We start from the raw sequence: 22,264 nt of genomic DNA on the forward strand, positions 1-22,264 counted from the left end.
CGAGAAGTTAAATCAGAGGGGGAACCATCCGTGACATATCGTTATCTACCAACAACGGAACAAGATAAGAAAGAGATGCTGGAATTTCTGGGTGTTTCCAGTGTGGATGAATTGTTTTCCGATATACCTGAAGAAGTACGTTTTCCAAGAGAACTAGCAATAGACGAAGCACTATCTGAACCAGATTTAGTGAAATTTATGGGCGGATTAGCTTCAAAAAATGCTAACTTTACAACTCATGTAAACTTTTTAGGCGCTGGGGTTTATCAGCATTATACGCCAAGCACCGTTAACCATATGTTATTACGTGGTGAGTTTTTTACCGCTTATACCCCGTATCAACCCGAAATCAGCCAAGGGGAGCTACAGGCTATCTTTGAGTTTCAAACGATGGTTTGTGAACTGACAGGTATGGAGGTAGCCAATTCCTCAATGTATGACGGGTACACATCGATGGCGGAAGCGGCAATGATGGCTGCTGGTCATAAAGGAAAACCACGTGTAATTGTTTCCAAGACAGTTCATCCAGAAACACGCGCTGTACTCGCTACCTATGCATATGGTCAACAAGTAGAGGTAGTTGAGGTAGACTTTACTCAAGAGGGTGCCACTAATTTATCGCAGCTACAGGCTGCCTTAGAGATAGAAACAGCTGCCGTACTGGTTCAATACCCGAACTTTTTTGGTAGCGTAGAAGATTTACGTGCGATTGAACAGCTTACTCATGAAAAAGGTGCTCTTCTCATTGTCTCCTCTAATCCAGTCGCACTCGGCTTGTTAGAAGCACCGGGAAAATTAGGAGCAGACGTCGTGGTTGGCGATATGCAACCGTTCGGAATTCCTGTGTCTTTCGGAGGTCCTCACTGCGGATATTTTGCTACGACTTCTAAATTAATGCGGAAAATGCCAGGTCGTATTGTGGGTCAGACTAAGGACGAGGATGGCAAACGAGGATTTGTTCTTACCCTTCAAGCACGCGAACAACATATTCGTCGAGAAAAAGCGACTTCTAATATATGTTCCAATCAAGCATTGTTAGCCCTAGCGTCTTCGATTGCCTTAACCGGACTTGGTAAACAGGGTGTGCAAGAAATGTCACAAATGAACCTGCATAAAGCACATTATGCTAAACAAGTGCTTTGCCAGTTAGATGGGGTGGAAGATGTATTTACAGCTCCATTCTTTAATGAATTTGTCATCAAGCTGCCAAAAGCGGTAGCTGATGTGAATCATAGCTTATTACAAAAAGGCATCATTGGCGGTTATGATCTGGGTCTCGCTTATCCAGGACTTGCCAACCATATGCTGGTCGCCGTGACAGAGTTAAGAACGAAAGCGGAAATTGATCAGTTGGCAAAAGAAATGGAGGCGATTCTACATGCGTAACGACAAACAAAAAGAAATCATTTTTGAAATGAGCAAGCCAGGCCGTGTAGCTTATAGCTTACCGAAAAACGATGTACCAGAAGCTGAGCTCTCCTCCTATTTGCCAGAGCATCTGATCAGAAAAACGCCAGCAGAATTGCCAGAAGTCTCCGAATTACAATTAGTGCGTCACTATACCGAACTATCTCGTCGCAATCATGGTATTGACAATGGGTTCTATCCATTAGGTTCTTGCACGATGAAGTATAATCCAAAAATTAATGAAGATATCGCTCGTTATGCTGGATTTGCTCAGGTACATCCTTATCAACCAGAAGAATCGATACAAGGTTCACTCGAAATGCTGTATAACTTGCAAAATGAGCTAGCTGAAATCACAGGTATGGACGCCGTCACCTTACAACCCGCGGCAGGTGCAGCAGGAGAATGGACAGGGTTGCTATTGATTCGTGCTTATCATGAAAGTCGTGGAGAAAAGCGTACAAAGGTTATCGTGCCAAACTCTGCACACGGTACAAATCCTGCGTCTGCAACGATTGCGGGACTAGAGACAATCACGATTCCGTCTGATGAGCGTGGACTTGTTGATATTGAAGCATTGCGTCAGGTAGTAGGTCCAGATACGGCAGCCTTGATGCTCACCAATCCAAATACTCTCGGTCTATTCGAAGAAAATATTGTGGAAATGGCTAAGATCGTACACGAAGCAGGTGGAAAACTGTATTATGATGGAGCGAATGCGAATGCCATTTTAGGGATTGCTCGACCTGGTGATATGGGCTTTGATGTTGTGCATTTGAATTTGCATAAAACATTCACAGGTCCTCACGGTGGCGGTGGGCCAGGAGCAGGTCCTGTAGGTGTAAAAGATGATTTGATTCCATTCTTGCCAAAACCAATGGTGAAGAAGACTGAGGAAGGAAGCTTTACACTTGATTACAACATTCCTGCTTCAATCGGGCGGGTAAAAGGCTTCTATGGTAACTTTGGTATTCTGGTTCGCGCGTATAGCTATATTCGCACGATGGGCCCAGATGGCTTGCTGCAAGTGTCTCAAAACGCCGTGTTAAACGCTAACTATATGATGCGTAAGTTAGCTACTGCATTTGAGCTACCATTTGACCGAGTATGTAAACACGAATTTGTTCTCTCCGGTGTTCGTCAGAAGAAATTAGGGGTACGTACGCTTGATATGGCTAAGCGTTTACTAGATTTCGGCTATCATCCACCCACAATCTACTTCCCATTGATTGTAGATGAGTGTTTGATGATTGAACCAACCGAGACAGAAAGCAAGGAAACCCTTGATGAATTTATCGAGGTTCTAATACAGATTGCTAGAGAATGTGAAGAAAGTCCAGAGGTGGTGCAAGAAGCACCACATACAACGGTAGTAAAACGACTAGACGAAGCAACGGCAGCGAGAAAACCAATCTTGCGATATCAACCAGAAGCTTAGTTTTATATGTTGAAATCAAACATCCCGTGTCCTTTGAAAAGGTACACGGGATGTTTCTGTATGAACCCCTGTTTAAAAGATAGGGGGTTTTTGTTGTTCTCTTACTTTTGAATGAATACATCTCTTCTACTATTTGAAAGTCAGATCATCTTGAAGTATCCAACGAATCAAAGCAAATGGGGATTAGGTATCGTCAGCTATATTTTTAAGATGAAAGTAGCAGGTTACCCCCTTATACGGTGAAAATTGACTGTTTGGAGTATCGAAATATCCATAATTCAAAAATAGTTTTCAAATTTGTAACATATTTATCATTTATTTTGATACTTTCGTCCGATATAAAAGTGTATATGAATGACTGGAGGGAATCATACCGAATGAAAGTAATTAACATGTGTAAGAAAATTAGCCTAGTGACCAATATTCGCATCCTTGTTGCGATTGGTTTACTTTTCAACTTGATCATGAGTGGGCTAGGAATGTATTTTATGGATGATATTAATAATTCATCTACGTTAATTAATCGAGATGTCGTAGATCCTTTAGTGAAAGCGAATAATTTACGCTCAGACTTTTATAAGCTAAGAATTGCTGTTCTGCAAACACTAAGTGATTATGATGCACAAAAAAATGCAGAGGTTGACAAGCTATACCAAACTGTTTTGGCTACTGAAGCTGATTATTTTACTAATCGTGATCAATATGAGTTTGATCGAGAAAAGAAAATCAAGCTGGATCAATTGTTAAGTGATTATCGTGACAAGTGGATGATTATTCACGATACATATTTAAAAGCAAACAAACCAGTCCCGGATGAAGTAGAGCAGACTTTTGCTGAGTTCTCGAATAGATTAGATACAAATGTAAATGATATCATTCTTTACTTAACAACAAATGGAGACAAGCTAGATTCAGATGCAACAGAAAAATATGATTATGCATGGAACTATTACGCTGTTTTAATGGGATGTGTTGTTTTTTGTGTCATTTTGGTATCATATATACTTTCTACTTCAATTAATAGTTCAGCTAAAGAAATGATTCAGTACTGTGAAGAGTTTGGAAAAGGGAATCTCACAATTAAGATTGAGGAAGCTGACAATACAGAGTTTGGTAGGATGAGAGGCGCATTGGCTAATGCCGTAATAACTACCTCATCAATGATTGATATTGTACAACGAAAATCAGATGATTTAACAAAGGCTTCGCATAATCTAAGTGCTATATCTGAGCAATTAAGTGCAGCGTTTGAAACAGTCTCGCAATCTGTCCATGAAACCTCTACAGGGGTGGGGGAACAAACCAGAGATCTAGTAGTGATTGCTGAGACCATGGCAGAATTCGGCGAACAGCTAACGGAAATTGTCCAATCTATTCAAGTAGTTGATGGATTAACTCGTGACATTCAAGACATTGCAAGTGAAAGTGACATACATATGAATAAAGCAGCTCAATCTGTAGAGCATACCAATGAAGTGTTTTTGGGACTAATTAAAAATATTTCAAAAGTAAATGAGAATGTGAATAAGATTGATGAAATTACTAGTTTAATAAATACAATAGCCGATCAGACTAATTTGTTAGCCTTAAATGCAGCGATTGAATCGGCGCGTGCCGGTGAACATGGAAAGGGCTTTGCCGTAGTAGCAAATGAAGTGAGAAAGCTAGCAGAACAGTCTCGCATTTTCTCTCAACGTATCAGTGACCAGATTGGTACCATTTCGAAAGATGCCGAGCATATGTTACAAACAGCAGATGAAATGCAGATGGAAATGTATACTCAGAAAAACGATATTGCTAATGCATTGAACTCCTTTACCAACATTACAAAAGCAGTTGAAGATATCGGACCAAAAATTCATCACCTTAGCCAAAGTGCTGGTCATATTCTTGAAGAAAAAGAAACGATCTCTTCGAAAGTGGAAAATAGTACAGCCGTTGCGGAAGAAATATTTGCGAAGACAGAAGAGATTGCCAGCACCTCTGAACAGACAACAGCGTCTTCACAGGAAGTGGCTACGACAGCAGAGGTTATGTTTGAGATGACCAATGAAATGCAGAATGTCATGAAAAATTTCAAAGTATAATTTGGTAAGAGCATGTAGGTAGCAACAGGCTGTTTGACAGTTGGCGCTTGTCTCTTACTCTATAGAAGCCTTACAATGAGGAGTGTACTATGTCTTGGCAGCGTTGTTTGCTAATGATATAGAGTGCGAGCAGTCCTCATTAACACAGATTGCTCCCAGCCGCATGATTGGATGTAGATATATGGGAGGTATTTAGCATGGAAATGGAAAAATGGCGTTATTTGGTGACTCCACCTATGTCACCTGAAATGAATATGGCGATAGACGAAGCCATTTTAACTTTGCACAGCCAAGGAAAAGTACCGCCTACCGTTCGTTTTTATACATGGAACCCGGCGACTCTCTCCATCGGTTATTTTCAAAAAATGGAAAAAGAGATTAAAATTGATGAAGTGAAGCGTCTTGGGCTTGGATTGGTACGACGCCCAACAGGAGGTCGAGCAGTCCTTCATGATGCTGAACTTACTTATAGCGTGATTGTGTCTGAGGATCATCCGCAGATGCCAAAAAGTGTAACAGAAGCTTATAAAGTGATCTCCATGGGCTTATTACATGGATTTCAGAAGTTAGGTTTACAAGCGGAGATGGTGTCACTTGCTTCAGAGGAAGAGAAGGCAAAATACAATTCCCCTGGCTCGTCTGCATGCTTCGATTCGCCTTCTTGGTATGAATTAGTGGTAGAAGGGAAAAAAGTGGCAGGAAGCGCACAAACACGTCAGAAGGGTGTTATCTTACAACATGGCTCCATCTTGTTGGACATGGATGTTGATCTGCTATTTTCTCTGTTAACGTTCCCAAGTGAACGTGTCAAGGAACGCATGATCAAAAGCTTTAAACAAAAAGCTGTTACAATAAACGAGGTAAGTTCAAAACCAATTTCATTAGAAGAAGCTATTGAAGCCTTCTATCAGGGCTTTGCCGAGGGACTGGGCATTGAGCTTGTCCCGATGGAATTGACAGATGAAGAGCAACAATTGGCAAATGAATTAGCGCAAACTCGCTATAGTACGGATGAATGGAATTTCCGTCGATAGAAGTAAATACCCACCTTTACGTAAAAGCTATCGTAAAACGCAATAAAGCATTGGGGCAAGTAAACATAATGTGATTCAAAAAATGCAATAATAGTAAAAAAGTCGTTTCCTCAAAACAACAACGAGGGGAACGGCTTTTTTATAGACATGTATTTTACTGGTAGAGGGCATCTCTCTTTTTAAAGGCAAATTCGCTCTATTTTATACACCATAGACTACTTAGTGCTTTAAGTGGCGATGTGATCTTCAAAGGCTTTTTGTAAAAGTCGAACGATAGAACCTACTTTACCATCTCCTACAGGAGCACCTTGAAGCTCAACGAGGGGAGTGATTTCGCTGGTGGTTCCAGTAATGAATAATTCATCAGACATTTGCGCAAAATTCACAGAAAATGCTTCTTCTAATACCGGTAGGTCAAGATTTTTGGCTAATTGAATAACGGTTTGACGAGTAATACCATGCAAAATAAGATTGGTAGCTGGATGTGTATATATTTTGCCATCTTTAACAGCAAATAGATTAGCTGAAGTCGCTTCTGTAATGGTGCCACTTCGATGAAGAATAGCTTCATCCACCCTTTGTTCCACTGCCTGTTGCTTTGCCCAACTGGCGCCGAGTAGATTTAAGCTTTTAATATCACAACGCAACCAACGAATGTCATCGACAAGCACTGCGCGTATACCGTTTTGCATCTGTTGAATCGGGCGTAATTTGGATGTAGCATACATGGTTAAAGTAGGTCGGGTATTTGAAGGAAATGGAAATTGCCGATCTGATACTCCGCGCGTAATTTGCATGTAGAGTATAGCATCTTCAGAAAATTGCAACAAATACTGTTTAAGGACTTTTTGGGCAATATCAGTTAATTCTTTGCGAGAGGGAATCGTTAGGGAAAGTTCCTTTGCACTGCGTTCCAAGCGAATCATGTGGTCATCCCATTGATATAAGTGACCATTATAGATACGCACAACTTCATAAATTCCGTCACCGAACTGGTAGCCTCGATCCTCTGGAAAAATGGCAGGCTCATCTGGCTTGTACCAAGCTCCATCTACATAATACATGAAAGTTCCTCCCAAGGGAATAGGATGATAGTAACACAATATCTAGTGATAAATGTCGAAAAAAATTCTTATATATTCAATATATTGATTTGTGGACGGGCGTATGGTATCGTTAGAACCGTCTTACATAAAGATAACAAAATGATCTGAGAGGGTCAATTTGAAATATATTTTGGAGGGGAAAAGACCGTGGGTTTAGTAGAACATAAGCCATTAGAAGGCCTAAGTGAAAAGATCTTTTTGGACCGGTATGCGATGAAAGATCTAAATTACAAAAATACAAAGGTGGGAGATACGGTTCTCTTATTAACCAAGGATGACCCGAAGTTTCCGCAAAAAGAAGTGGGTGAAATTATTGCCCTCGAGGGAAATCAAGTCTCCATTCTACTAAGAAGCGGCAATACCATTACCACAACGGTAGAAAAAACTACCCGTCCAATTGAAGTACAGCCAGAAGCAATGTGGGATCGGTTAGCTACCGCAATTGCTTCTGTGGAGAAAACAGAAGAGAAACAAGCAGAATGGACAAGCAAATTTCGTGAATTGCTAGACGATTGGAAATTGGTACCAGGTGGTCGCATTGCAGCAGGCGCAGGAGCAAGCGAAGAATTAACCTTGTTTAACTGCTATGTGATTCCGTCCCCGCATGATTCTCGAGGTGGCATCATGGATACTCTGACACAAATGACAGAGATTATGTCACGAGGAGGCGGGGTTGGTATTAACTTGTCCAGTTTACGCCCACGTCGTGCGTTGGTACGTGGAGTAAATGGCTCCTCAAGTGGTTCAGTATCCTGGGGTGGTTTGTTCAGTTATACCACGGGTTTAATTGAGCAAGGAGGCTCGCGTCGCGGTGCTCTTATGCTAATGATGAATGACTGGCACCCAGACCTAATGGAGTTTATTACTGTAAAACAGACAATGGGTCTTGTCACAAATGCCAATCTATCGGTTTGTGTATCGAATAGCTTCATGAAAGCTGTAAAAGAAGATTTAGATTGGGAACTCGTGTTTCCAGATGTGAATGACCCAGATTATGATGCCATGTGGGACGGAAACATGAAAAAGTGGCGCGAGGAGCTAGGTAAACCAGTTACAGTGGTTAAAACCGTACGTGCTCGGGAGGTTTGGCATACAATCATCGAATCAGCTTGGAAATCAGCTGAGCCTGGTGTCGTATTCACAGAGTATTATAATGACATGTCCAATAGCTGGTATTTTAACCCAATTATTTGTACGAATCCGTGTGGAGAGCAAGGACTTCCAGCTTGGGGCGTATGTAATTTGTCCTCTTTAAATCTGTCTAAATTTGTTCGCGATAATGAAGTAGACTGGGGAAGTTTAGGTGAGGCAGTTCGCTATTCTATTCGTTTCTTGGATAATGTAATTGATGCAACTCCATATCATTTTGAAGAGAACAGAGAAAATCAACAATCAGAACGTCGAGTAGGATTAGGAACCATGGGCCTTGCCGAAATGATGATTAAATTAGAGATTCGATATGGTAGTCCTGAGTCTTTAGATTTTTTGGACAAGCTGTATAACTTTATTGCCCGTGAAGCATATCTGGCGTCGGCCGATATTGCAAAGGAAAAAGGTAGCTTTCCTAAATTTGACGCAGAAAAGTACCTCATGAGCGGTTTTATGAAACAGTTTGATGAAGAAGTACGTGGTGCCATACGTGAAAAGGGAATACGTAATGTTACCTTACTAACACAAGCACCAACTGGATCTACTGGAACGATGGTAGGTACATCTACAGGAATTGAGCCCTATTATGCATTTGAATATTTCCGTCAAAGCCGCCTCGGTTTTGATAAGCAGTATGTACCGATCGCTCAAGAATGGATGGATACGCATCCGGGGCAAGACTTGCCAGTGCATTTTGTTTGTGCGATGGACTTAGCAGCTGAAGATCATGTACGTGTTCAAGCTGCGATTCAAAAGTGGGTGGACTCATCCATTTCGAAGACAGCAAATGCTCCACACGATTTTACAGTAGAAGATACAAAAAATCTGTATGAGTTGGCTTTTGACTTAGGGTGCAAAGGGGTAACGATCTACCGAGATGGTAGTCGTGATGTCCAAGTATTGTCTACGGAGAAAAAGGAAGAGAAAGTAGAAGCAGGTGCAAATCAAGAACAAGCGAAAGCAGTAGAGCACCTGAGGTCAAATACAAGCGAGGAAGCTTCATCTACTATACAGACTCAGGGTGTGAAGAGCGTAAAAGGGGGCACCGCGGATCGTGCTTATAACAAACGTCCGAAACGCTTAAGTGGCGCTACCTATAAAATGAACACACCATTGGGAAAAGCTTATATTACGATTAATGATGTAGATCATGCCCCGTTTGAAGTAATTGTGAATGTAGGAAAAGCAGGCAGTGATGTCTTTGCAATGTCAGAGGCATTAGGGCGGGTATCCACATTATTCCTGCGTTTTGGAGAGTTACCTGATGGCAACAAGGCTCGTTTGTTAATTAAGCATTTAAAAGGAATTGGTGGCTCAGGAGCGGTTGGTTTTGGAGCAAACCGTGTGGAATCAATCCCAGATGCTGTAGCGAAAGCCTTGGAAATGCATCTTGACGGAGAAGACGAGCATCAGGCAGTAGCAGCTACTAATAGCTATCCGATTACCCCAGCGCCAGACAAGGAAGAGGCACATCACGATGTATACGGTGATGCTGATCACAAAGATTTTTGCCCATCGTGCGGATCTGCAACATTATTGCATGCAGAAGGATGTAAGACATGTACCACTTGCGGTTTTTCGAAGTGTTCGTAGTTTGACTAATGTCAGTGTCATGAGTAAAGAAACATAAAATCTGCTTTTGATCCTGTAAACATGTAAGAGAAAGTAATTGTAAAACGGCTCTTTTCGTATCTTTTGCGGGAGAGCCGTTTTTCATTTTTTGGAAGCCTTTTTCACTATGAGCGATTTCTTGAATAGTAACGTTGATCTCTATTTGAAACAATTACATACTTAACAGAAAGGGGACTTTCAATTTTTTTGAGGAATTGGACTAGCAGGGGTCTTTCTATATCCTTGATTTTGATTTGATTACAAGTATTCACTGATTTAATTCAGTAAATACTACCAATCTTTTTGCATGTTCTTGTGTTTTTTTATTAAACTTTCCAGAACAAGTAATAAGATTCAGATTGGATGTACCTGTTTCGCCGAAAATTCTCTCCAAGGGAGCCTCTTTTGTTTTAAAGGCTGTTACCTCTTTGACTACATAAATAAGCTGATGATCGTTTGAATCTGAGACGATAACGTGATCACCATGCTTCAATTTTTTCAAATGATAGAAGATTGCTGGACCAGTATAATGATCAAAATGGCCTGCAATAACGGCATTCCCTTTTTCACCTGGTTTGGTCCAGGGAGTTAAGATACCTACTTTATCAAATGACTTTGGAACATCCATATTCCCTTCCACTGTTATACCTACTGTTTCTATTGCTGTATCCAACCCAATAGAAGGAATTTGCAGACGATTTGGTATGAAGCTTATTGTATTCATTTCCGGTTTTGTCTGTGAATTCGGAGAGGGAATAGCTTTAGATTGTTTCGTGTGTAATTGTTTTTCTTGTACTTGAGGAAAGGGTTGATCAATAGGTAGAGGAGTGGATATATTTGGCTTTTTTTCTGGACTAGCAGAGTTTGAACATCCAGAAAGTATACATATAAGTAAAGTAAGGAAAATTATTCTTCTCATCTTACATACCTCTTATTCATAACTTCTTTCCTATTTGGTTCATTAATAAAATTCCATCAGGGATCGTTCAGAATCTGAGAGTTCCCTGATGGAAACACAAAATGGTTTATTGATTAGTTACTTGCTCCACCCATGCCTGTTTTAGGCATACCTTTGATATGGAATTTGTGATGTTTTTTATGAGACATTGTTTTCGCTTTGTGCTTTTTATGGGACATTGTTTTTGCCTTGTGATGTTTCTTATGGTGCCCTTCTTCCATAGCGAATACTGAAGCATTAGAGAACACAAAACAAATGGCAAGTGTAGCAGCTAATAATTTTTTCATTTTATTCGTCCTTTCCAATTCTAATGGTGTACTACATTTCATATACTCTCCACTCGGTAAGGGGATATGACAGTAAAATATTCCTAGCTAAGATTACATTGTGTATCCTTTTAGGAAGTGAAATGAAATTTATCAAAGCAAACATCTTCTATTGGAGTAATCTCTTCATTTCGAATTGTAACTGGTAACTTAATCCTAAATACTCCTGATAGTCAATGGATAACCTATAAAATGAATTATTTTTATTGCCATCAGGTAAGTTAGGCTTACTATACCAAATAAAAAATCGAACAAAATACGAAATGTAGGGGACTCAAAATGAAAAAGGTATTTTGGATTCTTGTAGCTTTGGTCATTATTTTCATAAATAATACAAAAGAGGTCAAAGCAGAGCATGCAGAAATTGAGAGTTTGTTGCATAGCATGTTTAAAGAACGTTCGAACGCAATGATCACCAAGGAGTATGAAGCAATAAAACATCATTATCTTTCTAATCATAAAAGTAGTCGATCTGCCCTGGAACATGAAAGGGATCGAAGTACTTATATTCATACATGGGGGTCAAAAAGAAATCTATCATTTATTGATGCTGAAAGTAAAATTCAGATTGTACATATCAAACGCATAGGTACGAAAGCAAAGGTTTTTTTAAAACAATCGCAATTAATCACGTACCAGCATCACGGTATTCCATTCAATCCGCAAAAATTTGGGATTGGAACACGACATCTCTTGACTCTAGAGCAAAAAGATAGGAAATGGCACATTGTAAAAGAATGGTACCTTGATCCTTTGGAGGAAAACCCCAATTTAATTCCTGTATCAAAAAAAGCAGTTACCAAAGAAGAGTTAGTCGTATATAAGCAAAGAAAGAATAGAACAAGATATAACCGTGAAAAAGCTGTTTCTTATGCGGAAAAGTATGCTGGAGCAGCTTCCATGTCAGGAAACAAACACCGATACAATCCGAAATACGTAGATTATACCTACGAAGGAGGGGATTGTACCAATTTCACCTCTCAAGTTCTGGGCGATCGGCTAGAGGGTGGAGGCTTACCTATGCATGGAAGCTGGTTTTATAAAAAAGGTGGGAGCGTTGCTTGGATTAGAACCGATTCCTTATATCAATTTCTTATTCATAGCGGGTACGGTAAGCTAATTACGCGAGGAACCTATGAAGAGGTAGCTAAACCGAACAAAAAATTCCCTCAAGGTGCACTTTCCCATCTTCAACCAGGTGATTTAATTGCTTATGAACTTGAAGGGAATATTGACCATTTCTCCATCGTAACTGCTAGGGATGATCAGGGCTATGTATTAGTAAATTCTCATACTGCTGATCGTTATCATGTACCGTGGGATTTAGGATGGGATAAGAAAACAAAATTTTATCTGATCCATATTAGAGATTAACAGGGGAGAATTTATGGTATAACATGGGACAGCCCCACATAAACATTTCTTAATGAAAACTCTTCATAAGGAGTAAACATATGGGGCTGCCGCTTATTATACGTCAATTTCTTTTACGAAGTGGTCTTTTATTCCTTGTCAAAATAATTGGTGCAATCGGACGTATTTTGTTATTCCGTATTTTTGGAGCAGAAGGCATGGGATTGTATCAAATGGTGTATGCCTTTTATGGGTTTGTTTTAACTTTAGTAACAGCAGGACTACCTACCTCTTTGTCTTTATCAACAGCTAAGGATGTTCATAAAGGCATTTATTTTCTAAAGGTATCGATAATTCTTACGTGTATTTTAGGTGGAAGTGCAACAGTACTATCATATAGTTACGCCGAGATAATTGCTGATTGGTATGGGGATTCGAAATTAACTGTGGCCATTCAACTCTTGTCACCCGTTTTTTTGTTTGTACCACAACTCCATTTATTTCGTGGCTTTTTTCAAGGGGTTGAAATATACGGTGTCATCTCCTTTTCTGAGCTACTAGAGCAATCAATGCGAATTATTACGATGCTGGTTTTAGCGAATCTATGGATAGCGTATGGAGTTTCTGTTGCGGTTGGAGGAGCGATACTTGGAGCTGTACTAGGTGGATTGTCAGCTCTTCTTTTTTTTATCGGGATATATATTCAGCAACGAAAGAAACTACGTTACTTGAGTTTACCTTCTCGTTTTAATCATAGTACCGAAACATCAGTCTTTTTAAAAATGTCTGTAAGTGTGCTTGCAACTAGGCTTTTGCTTCCATTAACGGATTTTATAGACTCCATATTAATTCCCAACCGTCTCATGCATTCAGGTTTAACTGCCCATCAGTCTACCATCATCTATGGGGAAATAACAGGTATGGCATTAACCATTGTTTATTTACCTTCGATGGTTACCTCTGCTTTTCTACATGTAATTATTCCGAAAATTGCTGGTAATTTGGAAAAAAACAATGTTGGGCAATTTAGGAGCCGTGTCAACAAAGCCATGAAGGTTGGCTGGTTATGGGGAATTAGTACATCCTTGTATTTCTTTTTATATGGACAAAACATTTCACAAGCGATTACGGGAGATGGGTCGCTCGCTTATTCTTTAATTTGTTTGTCTTTGATTCCTTTTTTATCAGGGATTCGAGATATTTCCACTAACATACTATGGGTGAAAGGTAGGAAAAAAGGACCGTTAGTAGGTGTAGTATTAGGCGCTATTATTTCAATCATTATCAACTATTATCTGGTTGGAATTCCGTCATTTCAATACAGTGGGATTGTTATTGGAATTTTATCGTTTGAACTAACCTCTTTACTTTGGAATTTACAATACATGCGACATTTTTTATCATTGAAAATATTAATTGAATCTGTCATATTTCTTGTTTTGTGCTATGCATTTGCAAGCATTTTAGATAGTTTACCTTTATTCATTCATGTTGTACTTTACTTTGGTTGTATATCTCTATACGTTCTTCTGCGTTTTTCGAGAAGAATAATCTATATGTAGTGTATTCAGTTTGCCGTGATTTGAAAGTATTTTTATGTTGGAAAGCTTTTACTAATGGAAAGTATCGATTACTTTGGTAGGATTGTGTGAGGAAAGAAGGGAGGATATAGGTATGGCTTCAAGAATAAAACTCAGCTCAATCCTAACAAAGTCCGTGTTTATATGTTCCATTGGTCTTCTTTTTACCTGTGGCACTGCTTTTGCAACGGCGACAGATGAAAAAAAGGATAAAGGAACAACAGATAGTAGCTCTACTATAACTGTATCGAAACCAAAGTGGGAAGATACGGCCGATCATATTATTTCTTTGGGGAAAACCTATATGGGAACTCCTTATGTTTATGGTGCAGAACGTTTTCAAGATACAACATTTGATTGTTCCTCTTATGTTCAGTACCTGTATGGTAAATTTGGCATTTCACTAGGGTGGCACGCTAGAGAGCAAGCTAAACAGGGTACATGGATTCCATTTGATCAAATTCAAAAGGGAGATCTTTTATTTTTTGCAGATGAAAAATTCCCTAATGAAACGGGTCTAAATAAGGTTCGACATGTTGGAATCTACTTGGGAAATGGAAAAATCCTGCACACCTATGAAGAGGGAATAGGTGTAATTATTAGTGATTTCCGAAATGATAAACTTGAGGAAGACTATTGGTACAACTACTTCCTTTTTGCAAAAAGGGTTATTCCTGAAACAACCAAATAGAGTGAGAATTGAAATGTGATCTACACCTCATGAGACCAGATAGCTCCCATGCATGTATTGGAGATATGGTTGAATGAGGTTTTTTTATAAGCAAAGCGAGGTATCAAGGAAAGCTTTAAAAGGGGGACAATAATGCAACATAGGCTATAGATAAGGCATGCATTTGAATGAAACGACAGCTCGCTACTGATAAGGTATATGTATTTATACAATTGGTCAAAACTGTACGTGAGGTGAGCAATCGTGTATGAATATATTGAAACAATAGGGCGAACAATCATTTCATTTGTTCTTCTTTTACTGATAGCGAGAATTCTAGGAAAGCAGACAGTCTCCAATATGACGTTTCACGATTTTGTGACAGGGATTACGATGGGGGCGATTGCAGCCAATCTTGCCTTTAATGAAAAAATTAAATCGTTAGAATTGATTTTATCTTTAGTGGTATTTTCAGGGACTTCTTATCTTATATCAGGTTTAGCTATTAAAGTGAAAAAATCCAGAAAATGGATATCTGGAGCACCTACAGTACTTATTGAAAATGGAAAAATTTTAGAGGAGAATATGAGAAAAAATAAATATACACTGGATTCCCTTAACCAATCACTTCGGCAAAAAGATATTTTTAATATCCAAGAGGTCGAGAATGCGATTGTAGAGAGTAATGGGAAATTATCTGTACAAAAGAAAAAAGAATTTCAAAGTGTAACAAAGAAAGATTTGAAGGTATATACAGGAGAAAAGGAAAAATTTCCCATAGAGCTAGTTATGGACGGACAAATTATAGAAGACAATCTACGCGAAAATAATTTGTCAAAGGACTGGCTGTATAAAGAAATAAACCGTATTGGAAAGGAACTAGATGAGGTTTTCTATGCTGTAAAAACAACAAACGGGACTATTGTTTATGATTTTTATGCAGATCATATAAAATCTCCTATTGATAAAGAGTAGCAGTCTTATGGAAACTACATATTTGATTTTATCATGTTAGTAAACAACTAACCATAACTTGTAAATCATGACAAAGAGACAACGGCTTCATTTCGTTGTCTCTTTGTTATGATCCTTTGGTTTCAGCCTTTTGTTATTGATTTAGTTCTTTTTCAAACCATAGTGGATCCTCGTTATCGACTTCACCATTATAGTTGATCAGTATCTCTTCTCCTGCCTTTATATCTGTGTAAGCATAGAAATCGATTGTGAGATTCTCAAAATTATTTTCATAAGTGGCATTAGGCTGATAGGAATGGTTAAATAGCATACCGTAGCCCAAGAGGAGAGCTGTATGGTCATTGCCATATTCAAACGCGTAGTCAGCAAGTAGCGTTTTCTCGATGAAAACATGCTCATGATTTGGATAAGGAATAACAGGTGCATCATGTATAAGCTCACCTTTTTTAATATCTCGAGTTGCAAAAACTCCTCTATTAAATTCGCCATTACTAAGTTTAGAATTTCTAATTTCAATCATGTTAGTCATCTACTCGTTCCTTCTATGAAATTGATTATCTTTATAGCTTACTAGTTCATCAGATTAAACGCAACTGATAAAAATAATCCAAATTATTTTTATTGTAAAATATTGTAAAAATTAATAAGATAATATATGTTATTACTAGATGTTATTTTATAGAAAACTAATTTGTAGATGAAAGGAGTGTTCTCCATTTTAACTGCCTTGTTCTAGGTGTATTTGGTTTCCTATTGCTATATTGCACGGGTGTATCATCATTCAAATCTTATTTGATAGGAGGAGAAGGAATATGAAGAAAGCGATTTTGCTCTTGGTTATTTCATTGATGACATATGCCTGTATGGGGCTTTTACCTGCTGTAAAGGCGAATGAATTATCAGAAAATAAAAACAAAGAACCGATCATTCTTGTGAATGGGTTTCTAGGCTGGGGACGTGAAGAAGCACTTGGTTTTAAGTATTGGGGTGGATTTCATGATATACAGGAAAAGTTAAAAACAGATGGTTACCAAGTATTTACCTCAGCTGTAGGGCCTGTTTCAAGTAACTGGGATCGTGCTTGTGAGCTGTATGCTCAAATAAATGGAGGAACAGTGGATTATGGAGCGGCCCATGCTGAAGAACATGGACATGCCCGTTTTGGTCGTACTTATGAAGGATTTGGGGTGAATTGGAATGAGGACAATAAAGTTCACCTAGTCGGTCATAGTATGGGAGGACAGACAAGCCGTACTCTTGTCCAATTATTAAAAGAAGGTAGTCATGAGGAACAGGAATATAAAAACCAGCATCCTGAAGTAGAAATCTCTTCCTTGTTTGAAGGTGGGAAATCATTCGTTCGGAGTGTTACAACAATTGCTAGTCCTCATAATGGGACAACCCTAGCTGATGGGATAGGAACGTTTATCCCGTTTGCTAAGGATCTTCTTGTCGCTACTGCCTTTTTTGTGCATAGCTCAGATTACATGGTGTATGATTTTAAACTGGATCAATGGGGCATTAAGAAGAACAAAGGTGAATCGTTTTTCGATTATTCAAAGCGAGTATGGAATAGTCCCATTTGGAGTGATACCAAAGATACTTGTCAATGGGATCTTAGCACAGATGGGGCTAGAGAATTAAATAACTGGGTAAAGACTCAACCAGATGTATATTATTTCTCTTATAGTGCTAGCGCAACAAAGCAGGGAGTATTGACAGGGGTGCATATACCAATCTTATCAATGAATAAAGCATTAATGGGAAATGCACTATTTATGGGAGCATATTTGCGAAATGATAATAATCGACCGACTATTGATGAATCCTGGTGGGAAAATGATGGAGTAATCAATACAAAATCTATGATCGGTCCCGAAACAGATGAAATTGTTCCGTATAATCAGCAAGCACAAATCGGAAAATGGAACTATTTAGGCAAAAAAGCAGGATGGGATCATCTAGATCTTATTGGACTAAGTATCTCTGATTCATTAGGCTTTTCGGATATTACTACGTATTATCGGGAAATTGCTAAGATGGTAACAAAATTACCGGAAAATGAGATAGTATATTGAAGGCGTTTTCATCTTATCTAGATAAAATGAAATATGTCATATGCTTTTGAGAGGAGTGTTTATTTAAAACATTCCTCTATTTTTTCTCAACCATTTTGTTCACAATCATCATGATCTCTTGATTGTGAAATAATAGCTGGACGAATTTCATTCTATAAATCAATTAACATTAAACAGCACCGCGTTTTTGGGTTGCTAGCATGATGTTTACAATTGGTGCTTTCCTACTAATACTTGGATTTGTACTTTCTATTTCATATGGTACCGCGGACGTCGGTTTTCGTGAAGTATGGGATATGATCTTTTTTTTCAACTCTGATTCACCGGCACATTTGCTCGTATACGAATTGCGAATGCCAAGAGCATTAAGTGGAATTTTTGTCGGTGCTTGCCTTGCGGTATCCGGATCAATTATGCAGGGGATCACTCGTAATCCATTAGCAACTCCTTCCATTATGGGCCTGTCACAAGGTTCAGGGCTGGCGATTGCGATCACTATGATTTTCTTCCCAGCAATTAATTATTTTAAAATGGTCATTTTTTCCTTTTGCGGGGCTGCGGTTGGGGTCATGGTTGTTTATGCTATCAGTGCGTTATCACCAGGAGGGATGTCACCAGTTAAGCTCGTTTTGGCTGGAACAGCGGTAAGCACTCTATTTGGTGCTCTATCAACTGGACTAGCGATTTATTTTAAAATCGCTCAGGACATGAGCTTTTTTGCAGTGGGTGGATTAACGATGGTGCGATGGTATGCAATTGGTATGCTTGTGCCAGTTAGCGCCGTTTGCCTTATCCTGGCGATTATGCTGTCGCGTTTTGTGACAGTTCTCAGTTTTGGTGAAGACGTTGCTACTGGGCTTGGGCAACGAACCTTGTTGATTAAGACATGTTGCACGATCATCGTATTGTTCATGACTGGGGCAGCAGTATCTGTTGCAGGGGGAGTTGGATTTGTAGGATTGATTGTTCCCCATATCATGCGTTCGATTGTTGGTGTTGATTATCGGTTGATTATACCTTGTTCGGCAGTATTTGGTGGCGTACTCGTCACCTTTGCAGATATTGCAGCAAGATGGTTCAACTCACCATACGAAACACCAATCGGTACTGTTACAGCTGTTATTGGTGTACCGTTCTTCCTTTATATGGCTCGTAGGGAAGGAAGGAGTTTATGATGCAATCAAGTTTATACAAACGAGCACCTCTCATCATGGGATTGCTTGTTGCCATGATTATTACAGTGGTCTTAATTAGCTTGAATTCAGGTTCAATTCCCATTTCACCGCTGGAAGTGTGGGATACGTTGCTAAACGGTGGGACACGTCAACAAGAAACTGTGCTATTTCAATTTCGCATGCCACGTTTGGTCATTGCTTTACTCATCGGTTGTGGCCTGGCTGTTTCTGGTGTGATTTTACAGGGATTGTCTCGAAATGCATTGGCAGACCCAGGTATTCTGGGAATTAACGCAGGTGCTGGATTAGCCGTAGTGCTCTTCATGTATTTTGCATTCGAAACAAAGGATATTAAGAATGTTTTGCCTGTTATGATGATTCCTTTGTTCGCATTAATTGGTGCCGGTGTATCCTCATTACTTATCTGTACTATTGTTTGTCTTTGCAGGTTGCAGTCAGAAGGATTCGGCTTCAGTAGCAGGTAATCAAGAGGGAGCTTCCCAACAAGCAGGGGATACTGAGTTTAAAACAGTAAAAACTTCCCGTGGAGAAGTCAAAATTCCGGTACATCCAAAACGTGTTGTTGATCTCGCTTATGCAACTGAAGAGTTATTGATTATGGGGATCAAGCCGGTGATGTCTTCTTCAGGACCTGATTTGAAGGATTATCTAAAAGAAAAGCTTGACGGAGTACCGTTAGTTGAAACCAGTTCTGTTAAAGTAGAAGATGTGATGGCCCTAAATCCGGATTTAATTATTACGAGCAACCGTACTGAAAAGCTTTACGACCAGCTTTCACAAATTGCACCAACGGTACAGCTTGAAGGAGACTTTTACACTTGGCGTGAACGCTTCCTAGAAATGGCAAGCATTTTGGGCAAGGAAAAAGAAATGAACGAATGGCTCGCACAATACAATGAAAAAGCGAAAAAAATTGGGGATGAAATTAAAAGGAAAACGAAAGATGCAACGTTTGCACTATATGTTACAAACGCTTCCCAATACCGTATCTATGGTAAGGCTCTTTTAGGAGACGTCCTATTTACTGATTTAGGCTTGCCTATGGCAGAAGGAGCACCGAAAGAAAAGCTTGTGGAAATCGTATCGCTTGAAAGCTTATTCAAGTTTGATCCAGACTATATTTTCTTAGGATTATACGGTGATAATCTAGCCGTGGCGCAGAAAAAGCTAGATGATATGCAGAAATCAGAGCTTTGGGGTAAGCTAAAAGCAGCAAAAAATGGACATGTTTATATGTTAGATAACCCTACATGGTCTCTTGGAACATTCCCACTGGGAAAAGAGAAAGCGATTGAAAAGGTTCGCGACACCGTTTTAAAACAATAGAGTTTAATAGAATCAAAATCATGATCAAGCATACGTATGAAAGTAAAGCTACCTTTCCTTTTCGGAAGGTAGCTTTTTACGTTTTCATATACACGTACTATGGTTAAAACAACAAGAATAATCGAATATAGTGAATTCGGATGCTACCTTACTTATCGCAGGAATCGTTTATTTCTTTGATGAATTCTATGAGTTGGTATTTATATTAGGGGAATACCAACTAGGATGTTTTGTATAGGACATCTTCTTTTTCATTCAGCGGTTTTATGATACTAGCTTTTTTCGTATTAGCTGAAAACCGTGGGAAGTTAATCAAGATTGAAATAAAGCCACAAACAGCTACTAACAATGGATAAAAAGCAAATGGTAATAATTCGATTGGTGAGAGTGCAGCAAATCCTGCCGCAGTTAACATTTGCGCTCCATAAGGAATGATTCCTTGTACGCTACAAGAAAATAAATCTAGTAAGCTTGCTGATTTTCTCGGATCGATTCCATATTGATCTGAAATGTTTTTAGCAAGTGGACCTGCGAAAATAATAGCGATTGTATTGTTAGCCGTACACATATTTGTCAGACCCACAAGACCAGCAATACTAAACTCTGCGCCTTTTTTCGAACGAATATTGCGCGTCAATACATTCAATAGATATTGAATCCCGCCATTATGTTGAATAATTTCAATCATTCCACCGATAAGCATGGTTAATAAGACGAGCTCCATCATCCCACTAATCCCTAACGTCACATTTTTGAAGAAAGTGGCAAGTGTGTAGCTTCCATCTATCATGCCGATAATACCTGCTAATATAGTTCCTCCCATTAGAACTACTAGTACATTCCATCCAAGTAAGGCTGCAAGCAGAACTCCTGCATACGGTAACACTTTCACCCAATTGAAGGTCCCTATTGTAATATTTGTATGATTTCCTAATGTAAAAACGACTAAAAGTATGCACGTCAGAATGGCAGCTGGTAATACAATTAAAAAGTTTGTTTTGAATTTATCTTTCATTTCCGTTCCTTGCGTGCGTACTGCGGCAATTGTCGTATCGGAAATAAATGATAAATTATCACCGAACATAGCTCCTCCGACAACGGTTGCCATTGTGAATGCAACCGAGATATCTGTTTGTTGGCTAATCCCTACTGCAATCGGAGCTAACGCAGCAATCGTTCCCATGGATGTCCCCATTGCTAGTGAGATAAATGATCCAATTACAAATAAGCCAACTACTAAGAGACTCTGAGGTAATACAGAAAGTGCTAGGTTCACGGTAGCTTCAACGCTACCCATGCCTTTTGCTGTTTGAGAAAACGCTCCAGCCAACACAAAGATTAATAACATAACGACGATATTTGGATTGCCGGCTCCTTTAGCAAACCGTTCTACCTTTGTCTGAAAGCTTTCCTTTCGGTTCATTACTAATGCAACTGTACTTGCAATGATAATGGCAACGATGATTGGGAGCTGATAAAAATCTCCTGTAATAACTCCAGAGCCGATAAATAGTGCTAAAAATATACCAAGCGGCAATAAAGCCAACGCACTCCCTTTTGTTTGATTCATCAATAACACCCTCTCTATTTCTAAACTTTTCCTAGAGAAAAATGAAGAAGACCTCTTCTTATGAGAAGAGGTCTTATATGGCATATAAGAAACACTCTTCTCATCTTTCAAGCACATGCTTGCTGGATTTGGCACAGCACTCTAAATACGAGTCCGCTGCCGAGGCATCAAAGGGCCAGTCCCTCCGCCTCTCTTGATAAGAAGGTTTCATATTTTATTCTCTATTGATTAATCTTTTTTTACTTTACTCTTTCCTACACAAAATGTCAAATATTTTTTAGTACTATTTAACTTATGCAAGTGATCCGGCTATATTTGGCTTGCTCCAATTGATAGAACAGCTACATGAGTATAAATGGAAATATCGTCCATCAAGCGATATAATAAAGAAAGATGCAAT

Annotated in this window: 18 protein-coding genes and 1 riboswitch; of the genes, 13 read left to right on the plus strand and 5 right to left on the minus strand. The window is 39.1% G+C overall.

The features are described 5' to 3' along the window. Nucleotides 1–30: 30 nt before the first annotated feature. The 4 genes from gcvPA (at nucleotide 31) to BrL25_RS18680 (ending at nucleotide 5,966) form a co-directional block, all read left to right on the plus strand. A complete protein-coding gene (gene gcvPA / locus BrL25_RS18665) occupies nucleotides 31–1,386 on the plus strand; it encodes an aminomethyl-transferring glycine dehydrogenase subunit GcvPA (RefSeq protein ID WP_018672144.1) in 1,356 nt (451 codons plus the stop codon). Continuing rightward, nucleotides 1,379–2,845: an aminomethyl-transferring glycine dehydrogenase subunit GcvPB gene (gcvPB, locus tag BrL25_RS18670; protein ID WP_018672145.1), complete on the plus strand. Its 1,467-nt coding sequence runs from the start codon at nucleotides 1,379–1,381 to the stop codon at nucleotides 2,843–2,845. Before gcvPA ends, gcvPB begins: the two co-directional genes overlap by 8 nt. Before the next feature lie 377 nt (nucleotides 2,846–3,222). Further along, nucleotides 3,223–4,932, plus strand: coding sequence for a methyl-accepting chemotaxis protein (locus BrL25_RS18675; protein ID WP_018672146.1), 1,710 nt, complete (start codon nucleotides 3,223–3,225; stop codon nucleotides 4,930–4,932). Between the two features lie 203 nt (nucleotides 4,933–5,135). Then, nucleotides 5,136–5,966 carry a lipoate--protein ligase family protein gene (locus BrL25_RS18680; RefSeq protein ID WP_181021738.1) on the plus strand — a complete coding sequence of 277 codons (831 nt, stop codon included), beginning with the start codon at nucleotides 5,136–5,138 and terminating at the stop codon, nucleotides 5,964–5,966. Between the two features lie 227 nt (nucleotides 5,967–6,193). Here the strand turns inward: BrL25_RS18680 and dat are convergent, their stop codons facing one another. Further along, nucleotides 6,194–7,030, minus strand: coding sequence for a D-amino-acid transaminase (gene dat / locus BrL25_RS18685; RefSeq protein ID WP_018672148.1), 837 nt, complete (start codon nucleotides 7,028–7,030; stop codon nucleotides 6,194–6,196). Nucleotides 7,031–7,219: 189 nt separating this feature from the next. On the opposite strand from dat, the gene BrL25_RS18690 reads away from it, so the two are divergent. Continuing rightward, nucleotides 7,220–9,814, plus strand: coding sequence for an adenosylcobalamin-dependent ribonucleoside-diphosphate reductase (locus BrL25_RS18690; RefSeq protein WP_018672149.1), 2,595 nt, complete (start codon nucleotides 7,220–7,222; stop codon nucleotides 9,812–9,814). 286 nt (nucleotides 9,815–10,100) lie between these two features. Here BrL25_RS18690 and BrL25_RS18695 read toward each other — a convergent pair whose 3' ends face one another. Continuing rightward, nucleotides 10,101–10,751 carry a class F sortase gene (locus BrL25_RS18695; protein ID WP_018672150.1) on the minus strand — a complete coding sequence of 217 codons (651 nt, stop codon included), beginning with the start codon at nucleotides 10,749–10,751 and terminating at the stop codon, nucleotides 10,101–10,103. 113 nt (nucleotides 10,752–10,864) lie between these two features. Then, nucleotides 10,865–11,077 (minus strand): hypothetical protein, encoded by a 213-nt coding sequence (locus BrL25_RS18700; protein WP_026315206.1) that lies wholly within the window; start codon nucleotides 11,075–11,077, stop codon nucleotides 10,865–10,867. Between the two features lie 318 nt (nucleotides 11,078–11,395). On the opposite strand from BrL25_RS18700, the gene BrL25_RS18705 reads away from it, so the two are divergent. The 4 genes from BrL25_RS18705 (at nucleotide 11,396) to BrL25_RS18720 (ending at nucleotide 15,694) form a co-directional block, all read left to right on the plus strand. Then, nucleotides 11,396–12,490, plus strand: coding sequence for an amidase domain-containing protein (locus BrL25_RS18705; protein ID WP_018672152.1), 1,095 nt, complete (start codon nucleotides 11,396–11,398; stop codon nucleotides 12,488–12,490). Between the two features lie 80 nt (nucleotides 12,491–12,570). Beyond that, on the plus strand, nucleotides 12,571–14,031 hold the full coding sequence (locus BrL25_RS18710) for an oligosaccharide flippase family protein (protein ID WP_018672153.1): 1,461 nt from the start codon (nucleotides 12,571–12,573) through the stop codon (nucleotides 14,029–14,031). A gap of 112 nt (nucleotides 14,032–14,143) precedes the next feature. Next, on the plus strand, nucleotides 14,144–14,740 hold the full coding sequence (locus BrL25_RS18715) for a C40 family peptidase (RefSeq protein WP_018672154.1): 597 nt from the start codon (nucleotides 14,144–14,146) through the stop codon (nucleotides 14,738–14,740). A gap of 243 nt (nucleotides 14,741–14,983) precedes the next feature. Next, a complete protein-coding gene (locus BrL25_RS18720) occupies nucleotides 14,984–15,694 on the plus strand; it encodes a DUF421 domain-containing protein (RefSeq protein WP_018672155.1) in 711 nt (236 codons plus the stop codon). 133 nt (nucleotides 15,695–15,827) lie between these two features. On the opposite strand, the gene BrL25_RS18725 is transcribed toward BrL25_RS18720, so the two are convergent. Then, complete coding sequence (locus BrL25_RS18725; RefSeq protein WP_018672156.1) at nucleotides 15,828–16,223, minus strand: SET domain-containing protein; 396 nt, start codon at nucleotides 16,221–16,223, stop codon at nucleotides 15,828–15,830. Between the two features lie 283 nt (nucleotides 16,224–16,506). Here BrL25_RS18725 and BrL25_RS18730 point away from each other — a divergent pair, with 283 nt between their 5' ends. From BrL25_RS18730 to BrL25_RS18745, 4 genes are all read left to right on the plus strand, one after another. After that, a complete protein-coding gene (locus BrL25_RS18730) occupies nucleotides 16,507–17,772 on the plus strand; it encodes an esterase/lipase family protein (protein ID WP_018672157.1) in 1,266 nt (421 codons plus the stop codon). 200 nt (nucleotides 17,773–17,972) lie between these two features. Next, nucleotides 17,973–18,947, plus strand: coding sequence for a FecCD family ABC transporter permease (locus BrL25_RS18735; RefSeq protein ID WP_236848053.1), 975 nt, complete (start codon nucleotides 17,973–17,975; stop codon nucleotides 18,945–18,947). After that, the gene (locus tag BrL25_RS18740; protein ID WP_018672159.1) at nucleotides 18,944–19,432 is read left to right on the plus strand and encodes an iron chelate uptake ABC transporter family permease subunit; all 489 of its coding nucleotides are present in this window, start codon (nucleotides 18,944–18,946) and stop codon (nucleotides 19,430–19,432) included. Before BrL25_RS18735 ends, BrL25_RS18740 begins: the two co-directional genes overlap by 4 nt. Next, nucleotides 19,353–20,294: an ABC transporter substrate-binding protein gene (locus BrL25_RS18745; RefSeq protein ID WP_236848054.1), complete on the plus strand. Its 942-nt coding sequence runs from the start codon at nucleotides 19,353–19,355 to the stop codon at nucleotides 20,292–20,294. The genes BrL25_RS18740 and BrL25_RS18745 overlap by 80 nt, the downstream gene beginning before the upstream one ends. Nucleotides 20,295–20,514: 220 nt before the next feature. Here BrL25_RS18745 and BrL25_RS18750 read toward each other — a convergent pair whose 3' ends face one another. Then, the gene (locus BrL25_RS18750; protein ID WP_335639109.1) at nucleotides 20,515–21,981 is read right to left on the minus strand and encodes a Na+/H+ antiporter NhaC family protein; all 1,467 of its coding nucleotides are present in this window, start codon (nucleotides 21,979–21,981) and stop codon (nucleotides 20,515–20,517) included. Beyond that, a riboswitch (SAM riboswitch) is annotated at nucleotides 21,962–22,067 on the minus strand. It overlaps the preceding gene by 20 nt. Nucleotides 22,068–22,264 lie beyond the last annotated feature (197 nt).

The organism is Brevibacillus laterosporus DSM 25 (assembly GCF_002706795.1).
Lineage (GTDB): Bacteria > Bacillota > Bacilli > Brevibacillales > Brevibacillaceae > Brevibacillus_B > Brevibacillus_B laterosporus.

Excerpts from the sequence above, each read along its gene's own strand:
- BrL25_RS18735 (WP_236848053.1), top strand. The coding sequence starts at position 17,973 with ATGATGTTTACAATTGGTGCTTTCCTACTAATACTTGGATTTGTACTT.
- dat (WP_018672148.1), bottom strand. The coding sequence starts at position 7,030 with ATGTATTATGTAGATGGAGCTTGGTACAAGCCAGATGAGCCTGCCATT.
- BrL25_RS18740 (WP_018672159.1), top strand. The coding sequence starts at position 18,944 with ATGATGCAATCAAGTTTATACAAACGAGCACCTCTCATCATGGGATTG.
- BrL25_RS18695 (WP_018672150.1), bottom strand. The coding sequence starts at position 10,751 with ATGAGAAGAATAATTTTCCTTACTTTACTTATATGTATACTTTCTGGA.
- BrL25_RS18750 (WP_335639109.1), bottom strand. The coding sequence starts at position 21,981 with ATGTGCTTGAAAGATGAGAAGAGTGTTTCTTATATGCCATATAAGACC.
- BrL25_RS18730 (WP_018672157.1), top strand. The coding sequence starts at position 16,507 with ATGAAGAAAGCGATTTTGCTCTTGGTTATTTCATTGATGACATATGCC.
- BrL25_RS18700 (WP_026315206.1), bottom strand. The coding sequence starts at position 11,077 with ATGAAAAAATTATTAGCTGCTACACTTGCCATTTGTTTTGTGTTCTCT.
- BrL25_RS18725 (WP_018672156.1), bottom strand. The coding sequence starts at position 16,223 with ATGACTAACATGATTGAAATTAGAAATTCTAAACTTAGTAATGGCGAA.
- gcvPB (WP_018672145.1), top strand. The coding sequence starts at position 1,379 with ATGCGTAACGACAAACAAAAAGAAATCATTTTTGAAATGAGCAAGCCA.
- BrL25_RS18705 (WP_018672152.1), top strand. The coding sequence starts at position 11,396 with ATGAAAAAGGTATTTTGGATTCTTGTAGCTTTGGTCATTATTTTCATA.
- BrL25_RS18675 (WP_018672146.1), top strand. The coding sequence starts at position 3,223 with ATGAAAGTAATTAACATGTGTAAGAAAATTAGCCTAGTGACCAATATT.
- BrL25_RS18715 (WP_018672154.1), top strand. The coding sequence starts at position 14,144 with ATGGCTTCAAGAATAAAACTCAGCTCAATCCTAACAAAGTCCGTGTTT.
- BrL25_RS18680 (WP_181021738.1), top strand. The coding sequence starts at position 5,136 with ATGGAAAAATGGCGTTATTTGGTGACTCCACCTATGTCACCTGAAATG.
- BrL25_RS18710 (WP_018672153.1), top strand. The coding sequence starts at position 12,571 with ATGGGGCTGCCGCTTATTATACGTCAATTTCTTTTACGAAGTGGTCTT.